The organism is Peribacillus sp. NJ11 (genome assembly GCF_030348405.1).
Taxonomy (GTDB): Bacteria; Bacillota; Bacilli; order Bacillales; family DSM-1321; genus Peribacillus.
The window spans coordinates 1,413,792-1,428,800 of sequence record NZ_JAUCFO010000001.1; the positions used below are offsets into that span (position 1 = coordinate 1,413,792).

The window sequence follows — 15,009 nt, forward strand, 5'->3', positions numbered from 1 at the left end:
TTGAAAGACAAATAGAATTGGAATGAGGATGAAAAGGAATGAGGAGTTTAAAATTTTTGTTTATTGCTTTCTTTATCATTTTTTCTGCATTTCCTTCTCCTGAAGCAACGGCAACGGAAGAGAATACAACGATGGAAGTGAAACTGAAGAATTACTTAGGGAATCAAACCAGTGTCAAATTAACGGCAACCGGGGACTACCGTACTTCAGGGGGAGAGATATTCATCAAGGCGGGTGAAGATCTGACTTTGAAAGTGGAGTCAGCAAAAATTGCCGTTTACAAAGGTTCTAAGAAAGAGGGAGCTTATGCTTCCTTCAAGATAATTCCTGTTAAACCAGATGCTTCATTGTCCATAAACGGCCGGCCGTATCCAGGCTCATTTTCATTTACAGTGGAGGGCGGTTACATTCGGCCAATCAATCATGTTTACATTGAAGATTATCTAAAGGGCGTTGTGCCGCGGGAGATGCCTGCGCTATGGCATGCCGAAGCCTTAAAAGCACAGGCGATTGCAGCACGGACTTATGCTCTTCGCCATCAATCCACATTAATTGATGATACGGTTTCTTACCAAGTATATGGCGGGGCGGACGGTCACTACCAAACTAATTCTGCCATTGATCAGACAACGGGTATGGTAATCAAACAAGATGATGAAATAATCGAAGCGTTCTTTTCCTCAAGTAATGGAGGCATGACCGAATCGAATTCAAATGTTTGGTCAAGTGGTAATCCTCTTGCATATTTAACTATAAAAGAAGATTCCTATGATCCAAAAACCAATTGGGCGATAACGCTGGACAAGCAGCAAATCGACCTGTCAAAAAAAGATTTATCTAATCCGGATGAATGGTGGACAAGTGTACAGGAAAAAGATAAAGCCGTTGTACCTAGGCTCAAGGTTTGGCTGAATAATAATGGATATGCGAATAAAGATATTAAAATAACGGAGATTCCCGTCTTAACATTTACCGATAAAAAAACGGGAGGCCGGGTTACGAAAGGCTCCATCCAACTGAAATTCTATGTAAGGGATCTTGTTGATGACAGGGGGAGCCTTTTGGAGCAAAAGATTAACCTTACCAATGTAGCGGCTTCCAAAATCAGGGGCATGGTGGGACAAGGTGTGATGAAAAGCTATCTGGTTGACCATTCATCTTCCAATCCTTCCAGAATTGCAATTGAAGGGTCAGGATACGGACATGGGGTCGGGCTAAGTCAGTTTGGAGCGAAAAACAGAGCGGAAGCAGGTCAATCGTATCAAGAGATTTTGGCATTTTATTATCCTAACACTAATATAGAAAAGGAATATGGAATAGTAGGGGCTGGAGCTAAAACGGATCTTGACGTGAAGGCGGCACCGAATTCAATAAACATGAAAGCGAAGACGGATCATGAAAAGGATGAAGTTGGAATCACTTATTCCCTTAAAGAAGATGCTGTAGTTTCATTCACGATTAAAGATAGTAAAGGGAAAGCCCTAACTACCCCAGTTCGTGACCAAACAATGAAAAAAGGTACCCATTCAGTAATCTGGAACACGAAAGCGGTAAGTAACGGTACATATGGAGCGGAAATATCAACAATGGATCGAAGCGGTAATGAAGGTTCGGCAACAATGGTGATTAAGATTAGTAAGGATACGTCGGTACCGAAAATCACCGATGTCAAAACTTCTGGTAATTACAGTACCGAGAAAGCGAACATAACGTATACAATAAATGAAAACTCTAAAGTGAAAGTGGAAATCAAGAACAGTAAGGGCAAAGCGGTTGGCACCCTTTCCGAAAGGCAGGTCATTAAAGGCAGGCAATCGGCAACCTGGGATTTCAAAAATATGACCAACGGGATGTTCACGGTGACAATCACCGCTAAGGATGGGAGTGACAATAAGAAAACCGTTTCAACGAAAATCCCCATTAGGAAGACGACGGGAATCGTGACAGCAAACGCATTATCTATTAAAGAAAATAGAAATAATTCTTCTGAAACGATCGGGAAACTATACAAGGATCAAACCGTAACGATCCTAGCTCAACAAGATGAGTGGTATAAAGTGAAAAAGGGAAGCCAGATTGGGTATGTTGTAAAAAAACATGTGAAAAAATGAATGATTAAGACGTCATTTATGGCGTCTTTTTTTGTTCTTTTATAAATGGTTAAGGTTCTTCATCAAATTCACGAGTAAAAAGCGCAAATTCACAAGTAAACAGCACGAATTCACGAGTAAACAGCACGAATTCACGAGTAAAAAGCGCAAACTCACGAGTAAACGCCCCAAACTCACGAGTAAACGCACAAACTCACGAGTAAAAAGCACAAACTCACGAGTAAAAAGCGCAAACTCACGAGTAAACGCACAAACTCACGAGTAAAAAGCCCAAATTCACGAGTAAACGCACAAACTCACGAGTAAACGCACAAACTCACGAGTAAAAAGCGCAAACTCACGAGTAAACAGCACGAATTCACGAGTAAAAGGCACAAACTCACGAGTAAACGCGCAAACTCACGAGTAAAAAGCGCAAACTCACGAGTAAACAGCACGAATTCACGAGTAAAAGGCACAAACTCACGAGTAAACGCGCAAATTCACGAGTAAACGCACAAACTCACGAGTAAAAAGCGCAAACTCACGAGTAAACGCACAAACTCACGAGTAAACAGCACGAATTCACGAGTAAACAGCACGAATTCACGAGTAAAAAGCGCAAACTCACGAGTAAACGCGCAAATTCACGAGTAAACGCACAAACTCACGAGTAAACAGCGCAAACTCACGAGTAAACGCACAAACTCACGAGTAAAAAGCGCAAACTCACGAGTAAAAAGCGCAAATTCACGAGTAAACAGCACGAATTCACGAGTAAACAGCGCAAACTCACGAGTAAACAGCCAAATTCACGAGTAAACAGCACGAATTCACGAGTAAAAAGCGCAAACTCACGAGTAAACGCACAAAACTTCAGGAATATCGCACAATTTCGTGAGTAATTGGCCCAAACTTCGGAGAAATCCCCCAAAACTTGGGTTAACGCACCTCAATAGAAATGAATACCGAAAAAATCAGTTAATGAGACAGGAGAATCATCTTAAAAGAAGAATGAATCAATTCACTCTTCTTTTGTTTTATGCTGACCGGGTGTGAACGGAACACCGGCGGCTTTTGTGATGATTTTCGAAACATCCGTATTTTCAATGACCCCATCAAAGGCTTCACTGCCTGGACCCGAAGCAAAAACGGGTATCATATTGGCGGTGTGCCCTCCTGTGGAACTGGCAGCCCTTATGCTTCGATCAGCTACACCTGCCTTATGATGATTGGCGATGGTGCTTCCGATTTCCCAATCAATTTGATGCTGTGGATAGACAAGCGTTCTATTCTTTCTAACGTTAGCGATGAATTGATGAACTTCCTGATCCGTAAGGGATATATATGCATACTTCTTGAATGTGGAAACGACACTTTCTGGATTGATTTCGTTATTTTTATTGAATGTAAGCTGTTTGGACATATATTCAGAAGAAACCCTGATTTTTTTCAATGCAGGGATATCCATGGTCTCAGATGCGGAGGTCCCCATTGTTTCGTGGTCTGCAAGCACAACAATCAAAGTATCATTTCTATTTTTTGCCCAATTCACAACCTCTTTGACGGTCTGGTCAAACTCGATCGTTTCCTTCCATATTCCAGTGATATCGGCTGCATGCTCCATGTGGTCAATACGAGCACCTTCAGCCATCAGGAAGAATCCCTTATCCCCCTGAGATAAAATATCAATCGCTTTGGATGTCATTTCGGGTAGAGATGGCTCTTGTGAATGTAATACTTCTTTATCCAGCTTAAAATTCATATAGGTAGGGTGAAATAACCCTAATAGTTTTTCCGTTTTATTAATGGAACTAAGCTCTTCTTTAGTGGTTGTAATCCCATAGCCTGCTTTTTTAAATTTAGTGATTAAATCCTCGCCATTTTGCTTATCTGCCCCGAAATAGCTGGCACCTCCGCCGAGAATGACGTCTATCCGGTTCTCAAAGAGCTGCCTCGCGATATTCGCGCCGCCTGTCCACCGGTTAGACACACTTGCACCAAAGGCAGCAGGAGTGGCATCGACTACCATATTGGTTGAAATGATCCCGACTTTTTTTCCATTCGCCTGAAATGCATCCAATACACTATCTACCTCGGAACCATTGACATCGACACCGATCGATTCATTGTTGGTTTTTATTCCAGTGGCAATCGCGGACCCTCCTGCTGCCGAGTCAGTGACGTAATTATTGGCGGAATACGTGCGCATCAGGGCAATGTGCTCCAGTTTTTCCAAATGCAAAACGCCTGTCTTTCCGTATTCCAATTGTCGGGCAATTTCTATTGCGCCTAACCCCATGCCGTCGCCAATCAGCAATATGACATTCTTGGGGGTGTTTTTGATCTCTGCTTGAATAGGAGAGGTCATGCAAATAATGCAGATAAGAACGAGTAATCCAAAGTGATGAGGCTGTGTAAGTTTAAGAATGAATCTTGTGGATGTCTTATTCATCTGGAATCCTCCATTGGGTGAAAGTCTTCCTATTATTTGTTTAAATCGATAAAAAAACCCCTTCCTGATAGGAAGAAGCATTAATTTTCTATGTGAATTTCATCCAGACTGGACTAGGATGACTGTAGCTTTTATAACTTTTACAATATCGGAATAAAAGAAGGAAGGGTGAAAAAACCTTCTATATAATTTCAATATATAGGTAATAATTTATAAACAGTAAATATATAACTGATATAATTTCACTAGAGTTCAATTGAAATAATAGGAGAGAAAACCCTATGCTATCCAGTATGAAAAAGTTCTTCAAAGAAAGCTCTAAAGACTTAAAGAGAATTTATAAGTTGGTAGAAGGTGTGAATCGGCTAGAGGGTAAATATGAAAGGTATTCTGATCAAGAATTATGCGGAATGAAGGATAGATTTAAAAGCTTATTGGATGCTGGTAAAAATATATCGGATATACAAACCGAAGCTTTTGCGGTAGTAAGGGAGGCTTCTAAACGAGTGTTGAACCTTAGGCACCATGATGTCCAGCTTGCAGGCGGCTTTGTCCTGAGTGAAGGGGGCATTGCACAAATGAATACGGGAGAGGGGAAGACACTTGTCGCTACCTTGCCTAGCTATTTACATGCACTGTACGGGAATGGTGTCCATATTATTACGGCCAATGAATATTTGGCCAGACGTGATAAAGAGTTAATGGGAAAAATTCATGAATTTCTAGGGTTGACGGTCGGTTTGAACATTTCCCCAATGGGGCCTACTGCAAAACGTGAAGCTTATAAAGCAGATATCACGTATGGAACGGCAACTGAGTTCGGTTTTGATTATTTGCGTGACAATATGGTTTTCCGAAGAGAAGAGAAGGTTCAAAGAGGACACCGATTTGCCATTGTCGATGAGATTGACAGCATCTTGATTGATGAAGCGAGGACACCATTAATCATTGCGGGCAAGGCAAGCGACGGAACCGAGCTTCACCAGATCACTGCACAAATCATGAAGTCATATATAGAAAATGATGATTACGAGATTTTCACTGAGTCAAAGGCTGCCTTTTTCACGGATCAAGGGGCTTCCAAGATTGAAGAGGCTTTTGGTATCGACAATCTGTATGGTCTGGATCATCAAGAGTTATTACATAATGTCACACAGGCGCTTAAAGCCCACGCGATCATGAAATTGGATGTGGACTACATTGTCATGGATGGAAGGATTGCATTAATCGATAAATTCACAGGCAGGGTGATGGAAGGGCGAAGCTTCAGTGATGGGCTTCATCAAGCGATTGAGGCAAAAGAGGGCTTGGAGATTTCCGAAGAGAATGAAACACAGGCGTTGATAACCATCCAAAATTATTTTCGTTTATATCATTCAATGTCCGGGATGACAGGAAGTGCCGTGCAGTCAAAGTCGGAATTCCAGGAAACATATCAGCTCCCCGTCATTGAAATTCCAACTAATAAGCCTATTATTCGAGTGGATGAGATTGATTTGATCTATAAGGATGAAATCAGCAAAATCAACAAAATCGTCACGGAAGTAAAACGGATTCATGAAGAAGGCAGACCTATTCTGATCGGGACGACCTCCATTGAGCAATCTGAAAAAATTTCGGTTCATTTAGATAAGGGGAAAATTAAGCATCAAATCCTTAATGCGAAGACGGAAGAGGATGAAGCGGAAATCATCGCCAATGCCGGGCAAAAAAATCAAGTCATGCTGGCTACGAACATGGCTGGGAGAGGAACGGATATAGTGCTGGATGATGCTGTCAAGGAATTAGGCGGCCTTCATATCATTGGTACGGAGCGACACGAGAGCAGTCGGATTGACATGCAGCTAAGGGGACGTTCCGGCCGGCAGGGTGATTCAGGTTCAACACAATTCATCATTTCCTTGGAAGATGATTTGTTTGATTACTATGATGAAGAAGAGATTGAACGGTATATAAATAAAATCAAAACGGACGAAAATGGATTGGTTGTGGGCCCTGCACCCGATAAATTCGTGAAAAGGGTGCAGGAAACGATAGAGCAGATGCATCAATCAAGTCGTTACCATTTGTTGAAGTTAGAACATGCATTAAATGAGCAAAGAAAAATCATCTATGCGATGAGAGATAGGATTCTTGATTGGGATTCTGGACGGATGTCGGCCATATTACTAGAATATATCGAAAAATACGTTCGTCGTCTCATAGAGAAACATTCCCCTGAACATCTAGCAGAGCCTGATTCCTCCGCCTTTATTGATGAGCTTTCCCCTGTTTTCCTGTCTTTGGATTGGCAGGCAAGTGATTTGAAGGATTTGGAAGGTCATTTAGTTGAAGCAAAAGCATTGGATGCTTTAGGTGAATTGGAATCGATGCTAGTAATTTTTCAAGACGATGCAGAATGGGGAAACCAGTTACGTGCTTTCATGCTGCAGCATATTGATACAAATTGGATGAATCATTTGGACGAAATGAATAGTATGAAGGAAGGCGTTGGTTTAAGCGGATATGGTCAACAGGACCCATATATGTTGTTTGAAAAAGTGGCACTTAGCCAATTCAACCTTCTCTTAAGTATAATCGAGTCGGAGATAAGCATCCGTTTTATGGAATATATGAATAGTAATCAGGAAGATGAAGCTGCTTTGGAGAGTGAAGAATGGTGAGTTTATTTGGAAAAAGGGATATAAGGGTTAATGAAAAGAAAAACCATTTAACTATAGATGAACGTGAGGTACTCAATCAGGACGCTGTTCATACTGCCCTGATGTTTAACAAGGAATGGGAAATTTCCAAGCAAGAGGAATATGTATATAGATTCCACCATCAAAGGCTGGCTGCATTAAAACCGAATCAAATTTCAATATCCGGCGTTAAACTGAATAGGGTGGAGGATGATATAATCATAGTTGCTTTTCTCCGAAATTCATTGGAGAAAGCAGTCCAGTTTGATATCGTGGATTTATTGTTAGTGGATGGGAACGGGAAATTATTGGCAAAAAAGGCATTCGATCTATCAAACCTGGGGGAGATACCGGCACTTTCAAGCATGCCATGGCGTTTCTTATTCGAAGAAGGGGATATGTTGGCAGAATCGATTCCTGATGAAGATTGGAAGATTGCTTTTGAATGGAAGAGATAGTAGGAAAAACACTCACATGAATTGGCGGCAACCGGAATGAAAAGAAATGATTAAGTATGTTGAAAAGCCCTCATCTATACCAGTTTGTCGACAAAATAGGGTGCGGAATGGTCTCATCCCGAATCCCTTTCACGATTTTATCGAGGGAAGTATTACCCGAATTATAAAAACGGGAAGGGGTTATGCTCCTTGATTTTTTACTGGTTTATATGGGATGAAACCCACTGGATTGAAGAAATTTGTGACACTCCTCTCGAATCAATTTCTGAAAACAACTGAAGTTTATTAAATAACAAACTTGCTTTTCTCGAGTTTGTCTACAGTCTGAGCCCTCATCTATAGATGAAGGCTCTTGTTTATGAGGGAAGGCATTAAGACTGGTTTGACAACTTAATGCTGTTTTCTGTCTGCAATTTCTCATAAATGGTAACGCTAAGTAATATTTATAAGTAATCTTCCGTAATCAGGCGTAACGATGGCCTGGAAATAATGAAGAGGAAAGTGGCTGGAGCATGAAGAATAACCTAAATCAGCGATTGAAGGAGAGGCTATTTGAGATTTTGTCCATTTCAATCGTGGCCATACTTTTCATTTATACGAATGATAGGATGGGTAATGATCTTTCTGTCGGGATTATTACGATAATCATCGGTGTTGCCGGTTTTATTGTTTATCTGAAGGAATGGATACCGAATTGGATCCTAAAGGGCATCATTTTTTCTGTCCTCCTTCTTTCGATCATGGTCTTTTTCCTTGGGGACATCTGGTTTTATCGCTATTACTCGACACCTATAACTTCCTATATGTGGATGCAAAAAAGCAATCTGAATGGGCTTGGTGAAAGTATATTCAGTATGATGGAAATGAAAGATTCTATCTTTCTTCTGGTAGGCATTCCAATTGCAGAATCATTCGTGAAGAAAAAATACCCCCTCAAGCATATGGCACTTATACCGGCCGTGATTTTCCTGATGATAGCAGGGCTTAAGCCGGTAAAGAATATTTTTATCGACAAGGTGGATATAACCCGGCGTTATGAGGCGAATACCTTTTTGCGAAACTGGGGCCCGATCGGTCATCACGTATTGGACACGTATGCCTACTTTACTGACTCGGGAGGGCATGGAATGTCTTCGAAAGAAAAGAAGGCCGTTTCTGATTACTTCAATAAAAAGAAAATAAAGGATCATGCCTTTTCAGGCTCATTGGAGGGGAAGAATCTCATTATCATCCAAGTGGAATCTTTACAGGCGTTTCCGCTATTTCAAAGGAGTGCTGGACAGGAGGTCACACCATTCATGAATGAATTGGCGAAGGAGGGTTTGTACTTCCCGCATGTATATCCACAGACCGTATTTGGAAATTCATCTGATGGAGAGCTGATCGTGAATACCGGTTTATTTCCTTTAAAGCAAGGCGCGACCTTTTTTCGGTTCCCTTATAATGATTTTCCGGGTCTTGCTAAAGAATTAAAGAAGTCGGATTATCAAAGTTATGCTTTCCACGGGGATGAAGAAGACTTTTGGAATAGGCAGCATGCATATCCCTCACTAGGGTTTGATGACTATTTTTCCATAGAGGACATGAAGCAAGATGAGCTGATTTCGATGGGCTTGGGAGACCGCAGTTTCTTCAATCAAAGCTATGATTTATTAAAAGATAAACAAAATCCCTATTATGCTTTTTTCGTTACATTGACCAGCCATGTCCCTTTTTCGCTACCGAAGGAACAGATAACATTGAAGCCTGAAGTTGGAAAAGAGGGCAGTTATCTATCTAAATATTTTGAAGCAATTCATTATACGGATTCAGCCATCGGGGATTTCGTAAAGAAGTTGAAGGATGACGGGAAATTGAAAGACAGCGTGATTGTCATTTACGGAGATCATGATGGGCTATTTTTAAAAGATAAACACGAGGTTGAAGCGTATTACGGTAGTAAAATTAGCGATGAGCAGTGGATTGAAAAATATATGCCCATTCCCGTGATCATTTATCAGGAGGATATGAAAGGAAGAACGATTGATAAGGTAGCGGGCCAAATCGATATTTTACCAACTCTATATGATCTGTTCAATATTAAGAGTTCTTCATACTTTGGAGAGAGCATGCTTAATGACGAAAAAGGTGATGCTTTGATATTAAAAGGAGATTATGGTTCTCAAATGAAAATTAATGAAGAAGGCAGGGTCGAAGGATTTTCACCAGAAGACCAAAAGGAGATTGATTTGAGTGACCAAGTGATACGTTCCGATTATTTTAAAAAAATGAAGGATTGACCAAAAGGTAAAAAAAGAGGATGGCTATTAAAGCCATCCTCCCCCCATTATAATCCCAGATGTGTTTTCACACGGTTTTGGGCTTCAAGTTTTGTATCTTCCGGAACGATGTTGTACCAAACGCCATCTACCTTTTGATTGTCACCTTCAAGAGTATATTGTTCAATATTTTTTAGGGATGATTTATAGTTATTTTGGATACTCAACATTTCATTGAAACTTAAATTGGTCTCAACGTTTTTACCTAGTGCTTCGAATATATCGTCATAATTGGTAAGTGTTGAGAGACTTGACCCTTTTTTCATGACAGCTTGGATAACCTGGCGTTGCCGCATTTGCCGTCCATAATCTCCGCGGGGATCTTCCTTGCGGATTCGGGAATAAATCAATGCCTCTTTACCATTTAAGTCGATTGTGCCTTTATTAAAATTAAACCCTTTATAGGCAAGGTCCATATCATTATCAACTGTGATGCCACCTACAGCATTCACAATATCCTGAAAGCCTTCCATATTCATTTTGACGTAATAATCAATCGGAATATCCATATAGGCTTCCACTGTGTTTATCGACATGGAAACTCCGCCATATGCATAGGCATGGTTCATTTTATCATTTATGCCTTTACCGATGATTTCTGTACGCGTATCTCTGGGTAAACTCAATAATTCAATGGATTCTTTTTTAGGATTAACCGTCATGACAATCATTGTATCTGATCGACCTGAGTCATTTTTCCTTTCATCCACGCCAAGAATGAGTAATGAAAATGGATCTTTGCTTTTGAACTTGATGTCATCTACACGCTTATCCGTTTTGTGCTCTGTACCCTGCATAGTTTGAATCGCTCCGGCTAACGATTGATAAACTGAAGCTCCATAAGTACCTGCGCCAATGATAAGGATAAGAAGGGTGAAGCCGATTATTTTAAACGTTTTACGTTTCTTTTTCTTTTTTTTATGTTCGGATCTCATCTAATATTCCCCCTTGAACCATCCCATAAAATGGAAGGTGCGAAAAAATACCTAGTTGGTATGTTTTTAACTATACCTTTTTTTTGTCAAAAATAGAATAGTTTCTTTTTGTACTTAGAGTGCATATTTACCTGTATTAACAGTAAAAAAACGAAGGATTCTCAGATACTGAATTCCTTCGCTATCTTATCAATCGAATTTTTTTAATTATATAACCATGAATAAAAAGAAGGTGTGAATCTCTACATAAGATTGCCAGACTTTAAGATAAAGTCTGGCATGTAAATCTTATAAACTTCTATATCCTATGATTCTACTTTTGAAATAAGAGTTTGAAGTAGAACTGATTGTTACTCCCTTACTTGATGAGGCATGAATGAACTGTCCGCCACCCAAGTAAATTCCCATATGGCTTACCACTGATTTGTTGGAACCCGTTGCAAAGAAGATAAGGTCGCCACTTTTCGGTGAAGTAACCCTTTTACCCATATCATAATATGTGGAAGATGAAAGCCTGGAAACTTCATATCCAGCCTTTTTGAACGTATAGTAAATAAATCCACTGCAATCGAAACCTGATGGAGAGGCGCCCGCCCACGAATATGGTGTTCCAATTAATTTCTTTGCTTCAGAAACGAGCTTGGTTACTTTGTTCCCGGAACTTGGAGCTTCCACATTTCCATCATCATGTTTACCTGGAGAGGCTGTACTTGCCGATTTACCTAATTTTAGTTTTTGGCCCACTCTGATTAGATCAGACTTTAACGAGTTGATTGATTTAAGCTGGGCTACAGTCAAGTTGGTTTTTCTGGAGATCTTGGAAAGTGTGTCCCCTTTTACCACAATGTATGTAGACGAATTGGCTGGGGTCTGAGTAACATTAGATGGCTTGGAGCTGCTGGGTAGATCAATGGTGGTGGTAGTGGTTGATTTAGATACGATAAGTTTAGCACCCGCATAAATTCTATCGGATTTTAAATTATTCAATTTCATCAATTCAGCAAGTGTAAGGTTATGCTTGTTTGCTATCCTGGTTAAGGTATCACCTGAAACAATGGTATATGTAGTATTCTTTGTTTTTTTCAAGGAGACTGAAGAATCATTTGATGTGGTTTTGGAGTTGGATATAATTAATTTTTGGTTAATACTCAAAAAGTCTGTTTTTAAGTTATTAAGCTGTTTTAAGTCTTTTACCGTCGTATTATGCTTCTGGGCGATTTTACTTAAGTTATCACCGCTTTTGACTGTATATGTACTGGCAAGGGCAGGAGAAACAAAAGTCGAAGATAAAATGGCTAATGTCGAAAATGCGACTACACTTTTTTTCACGGTTTTCCACCTCGAATATGTCTTTTTCCCTATTCTAACAAATCAAAAGGGTTAAAACATATTACATTTTTGTTACAAGGGGAAAATAGTAGTATTTTACTGGTTTATATTGGTTGGATTTGAGTAATGTAATCTACAATATTTTCTATAATGTGAGTCTTTTTTCACAATTTGGATTCGTGTAATTAATTTGTCAGTCCCTGTAAAAATAGCCCTGTTTTTATAATGTACATTTCCATCTTCATCTAGGTAATTCCTTCTTTTAATGATGGGTTATTGGTTTTCGAATAACAATTTCTATCAGAAATAGTGCGTTATTTTGTTAGTATTTCACTAATCGTGGGCTGAAATCTTCCCGCACTAATTTTACTCATTTTTTTTAACTGGACTGAGTTTTTGAATATCAAAGATCACAGGGGCTTGTTGATTGTTGTGGGGAATAAAAGTTGGTGTGAAGGTTCGTTTTTGGGGTCGCTCATGTGAACTCATGGGCTAAAGCCATACCTGTTTTAATCGTAGTTTTTTCTTTCCTCTTGATTGGAGATTGGTAGTGAAGTTTGTTCCCAAGTTATAATTTTCTGTAGTAATCTTTGCATAAAAAATCGACTTTTGTATTTGTTGGTAACTTCATTTACTAAAAAGGGCGATTTTTTGTGCATTAATTTCATGAAAAAAGGGTATTGTTCCTTAAAGTCATTTTCCTGACTTTTGGGGGATCCCCATCATTCGTGTTCCCTTTTTTTACTCTTTCGGTAGCGCCTACGTTAAAAAAGTCATCCAACTAAATGAGGCAGAAAAGTCGGTTAAGGATGAAAGCAATCAAACTCTTTAGATGTTTTTCTGTTCCCTCTCTGCGATTATTTGGATTGCTAGGTCTAATGTTCTGCTTTTTTAGTATCAGAGGGGCATAATAAAGTTAGGTATGACAACGAGCATTAAATTTAAGTGAATTCAAACAGTTGGTGACCTATTCCTAAACTTTACTTAAGAAATTACTTTAATCACCAAACTTAGTAACATTAAGTATAAAGCTCTTAGCAAATTCAGACAATGATTCTATAGTTATTAATTCAGGAGGTTTTAAAATGGAAAGTCGCGCGACGATGTTTTGCTTATTAAACTCGTTGGACGTTAATCGGGGTGGAATGACAAAGGCCGCACTTCTACAAGCTAACTTATTTGCAGAATTAGGTTATGAAACCTACATCCTTACCTTTAACTTCAATCCCCGATATAACACGATCATTCAACAACTAATTAAACAGGGTAAGATCGACAAGCGTATCAAACTTTTGAATATGTTTGAATCGTTAAGCCTTACAAACAGAAGTACGTTACAGCAGAAGGAAATTGAAACCATTAAACGGATTGAAGAGTTTAATGCAGTATTGGACAAACGTGCCGGTTTTAATGCATATAGAGCATATGAGAATGGATTATATACAACTTATATAAATTATGATAAAGAAAACAAAGTGAGTTTCCTTGATTACTTTAATGAACAACGTTATCGTACAAAACGTGAGGAGTATGATGAATACGGTTATCTAAGGAAAGTCGCCTACATGGATTTCGAATTGAATAAGCCAAGGCAAAAGATCTATTTTGATGACAAAGGACAAGCTTACTTGTCCGTATGGTCCAACCCTAAGAATGGAAAAACGAACCGCGTAAACCACTTCAATTCAAATGGTGCGCTACTATCCGTTCATACGAATGAGTTGGATCTAAAAATCAAATGGGTGGAGAGCATCATAAAAGACTATGATTACCCTGTTTTAGTTTGTGATGCCAGAACATCCGATCCAGTCATGATGAATGTCAAACTGGAAAAAGCAATTAAGATATGGAGACTCCATAGTAATCATGTTAAACCGCCATATAATGTAGACGGTGAAATTGGTGTAAAAATCGCTCCTACTTTAGAAGCCATCGATGAACTGGATGTAGCTTTGTTATTAACGGAATCACAAAAGGTTGATTTGGAGGAACGCTTTGGCAAAAAAGATAATATTCGAGTGATTCCTCATTATATGAAAGATTTCGCGTTCAGTTCTTTTAAGAAAGCTGATAACTTAGCTGTCATCATTAGTCGATTCTCCACTTTGAAAAGAATCGACCATTCAATAAAAGCCTTCAAAAAAGTAGTCAATCGTATACCAAAAGCCAAATTGGAGATATGGGGCTTAGGTAATGAAGAACCGAATTTAAGAAAACTGATTAAGGAACTAGACTTACAAAATCATGTCTTCCTTAAAGGATATACGAATGATCCGGGTAAGCTTTATCAAAAAGCCTTGTTCTCTGTAGTAACAAGTAAAAGTGAAGGCTTCTCATTGGGCATTCTGGAAAGCATGTCAAATGGTTCGCCCATGATTAGTTATGATATTAACTACGGCCCACGGGATCTCATTATTAATGAGGAAACTGGATTTATAATAGAGAATGGCAATATCGATCAACTCTCCGAGAAGATGATTTGGATGTTCGAAAACAAAAAAGCTGCTTTGAATATGGGTAAGAATGCGGTTAAGGATATGAAAGAACGATTCAATGAGCAGCAATATATAGATAAATGGGTTGACACTATCGAAACAGCGGTAAAAAATAAAAAAGCTAAGCTTGGCGTTTATGCATATAAATGACTAAATAGACCTGTCTTATAAGTTCCTAAAATAAAACAGGTGAAGAAAAACATTTCGTTTTTCTTCACCTGTTTTTCTATTTTAATAATTCTTTATTG

The 15,009-nt window shown here is 39.2% G+C and carries 11 protein-coding genes; 5 read left to right on the forward strand and 6 right to left on the reverse strand.

Annotated features, from left to right (window positions below; translation table 11 throughout):
- Positions 1-38 precede the first annotated feature (38 nt).
- Positions 39-2,111, forward strand: a complete 2,073-nt coding sequence (locus tag QUF86_RS06945) for a SpoIID/LytB domain-containing protein (RefSeq protein WP_289333888.1) — start codon at positions 39-41, stop codon at positions 2,109-2,111.
- A 39-nt stretch (positions 2,112-2,150) separates the two neighbouring features.
- Here QUF86_RS06945 and QUF86_RS06950 read toward each other — a convergent pair whose 3' ends face one another.
- From QUF86_RS06950 to QUF86_RS06965, 4 genes are all read right to left on the reverse strand, one after another.
- Positions 2,151-2,321 (reverse strand): hypothetical protein, encoded by a 171-nt coding sequence (locus QUF86_RS06950; RefSeq protein ID WP_289333889.1) that lies wholly within the window; start codon positions 2,319-2,321, stop codon positions 2,151-2,153.
- A gap of 86 nt (positions 2,322-2,407) precedes the next feature.
- The gene (locus QUF86_RS06955) at positions 2,408-2,569 is read right to left on the reverse strand and encodes a hypothetical protein (RefSeq protein ID WP_289333890.1); all 162 of its coding nucleotides are present in this window, start codon (positions 2,567-2,569) and stop codon (positions 2,408-2,410) included.
- Between the two features lie 209 nt (positions 2,570-2,778).
- Entirely contained in the window at positions 2,779-3,024 is a 246-nt protein-coding gene (locus tag QUF86_RS06960) for a hypothetical protein (protein ID WP_289333891.1), read from the reverse strand.
- Between the two features lie 90 nt (positions 3,025-3,114).
- Positions 3,115-4,545, reverse strand: a complete 1,431-nt coding sequence (locus QUF86_RS06965; RefSeq protein ID WP_289333892.1) for an alkaline phosphatase — start codon at positions 4,543-4,545, stop codon at positions 3,115-3,117.
- A gap of 281 nt (positions 4,546-4,826) precedes the next feature.
- On the opposite strand from QUF86_RS06965, the gene secA reads away from it, so the two are divergent.
- The 3 genes from secA to QUF86_RS06980 all read left to right on the forward strand — a co-directional run bounded on the left by secA (position 4,827) and on the right by QUF86_RS06980 (position 9,963).
- Complete coding sequence (gene secA, locus QUF86_RS06970; RefSeq protein ID WP_289333893.1) at positions 4,827-7,208, forward strand: preprotein translocase subunit SecA; 2,382 nt, start codon at positions 4,827-4,829, stop codon at positions 7,206-7,208.
- On the forward strand, positions 7,202-7,684 hold the full coding sequence (locus QUF86_RS06975; RefSeq protein ID WP_289333894.1) for an SLAP domain-containing protein: 483 nt from the start codon (positions 7,202-7,204) through the stop codon (positions 7,682-7,684). Before secA ends, QUF86_RS06975 begins: the two co-directional genes overlap by 7 nt.
- A 512-nt stretch (positions 7,685-8,196) precedes the next feature.
- A complete protein-coding gene (locus tag QUF86_RS06980) occupies positions 8,197-9,963 on the forward strand; it encodes an LTA synthase family protein (RefSeq protein WP_289333895.1) in 1,767 nt (588 codons plus the stop codon).
- Positions 9,964-10,010: 47 nt separating this feature from the next.
- On the opposite strand, the gene QUF86_RS06985 is transcribed toward QUF86_RS06980, so the two are convergent.
- Entirely contained in the window at positions 10,011-10,937 is a 927-nt protein-coding gene (locus tag QUF86_RS06985; RefSeq protein ID WP_289314358.1) for an LCP family glycopolymer transferase, read from the reverse strand.
- Between the two features lie 288 nt (positions 10,938-11,225).
- Positions 11,226-12,266: a C40 family peptidase gene (locus tag QUF86_RS06990; RefSeq protein WP_289333896.1), complete on the reverse strand. Its 1,041-nt coding sequence runs from the start codon at positions 12,264-12,266 to the stop codon at positions 11,226-11,228.
- A gap of 1,085 nt (positions 12,267-13,351) precedes the next feature.
- Here QUF86_RS06990 and QUF86_RS06995 point away from each other — a divergent pair.
- Positions 13,352-14,911 carry a glycosyltransferase gene (locus QUF86_RS06995; protein WP_289333897.1) on the forward strand — a complete coding sequence of 520 codons (1,560 nt, stop codon included), beginning with the start codon at positions 13,352-13,354 and terminating at the stop codon, positions 14,909-14,911.
- Positions 14,912-15,009 lie beyond the last annotated feature (98 nt).

Excerpts from the sequence above, each read along its gene's own strand:
- QUF86_RS06945 (WP_289333888.1), top strand. The coding sequence starts at position 39 with ATGAGGAGTTTAAAATTTTTGTTTATTGCTTTCTTTATCATTTTTTCT.
- QUF86_RS06965 (WP_289333892.1), bottom strand. The coding sequence starts at position 4,545 with ATGAATAAGACATCCACAAGATTCATTCTTAAACTTACACAGCCTCAT.
- QUF86_RS06995 (WP_289333897.1), top strand. The coding sequence starts at position 13,352 with ATGGAAAGTCGCGCGACGATGTTTTGCTTATTAAACTCGTTGGACGTT.
- QUF86_RS06975 (WP_289333894.1), top strand. The coding sequence starts at position 7,202 with ATGGTGAGTTTATTTGGAAAAAGGGATATAAGGGTTAATGAAAAGAAA.
- secA (WP_289333893.1), top strand. The coding sequence starts at position 4,827 with ATGCTATCCAGTATGAAAAAGTTCTTCAAAGAAAGCTCTAAAGACTTA.
- QUF86_RS06985 (WP_289314358.1), bottom strand. The coding sequence starts at position 10,937 with ATGAGATCCGAACATAAAAAAAAGAAAAAGAAACGTAAAACGTTTAAA.
- QUF86_RS06980 (WP_289333895.1), top strand. The coding sequence starts at position 8,197 with ATGAAGAATAACCTAAATCAGCGATTGAAGGAGAGGCTATTTGAGATT.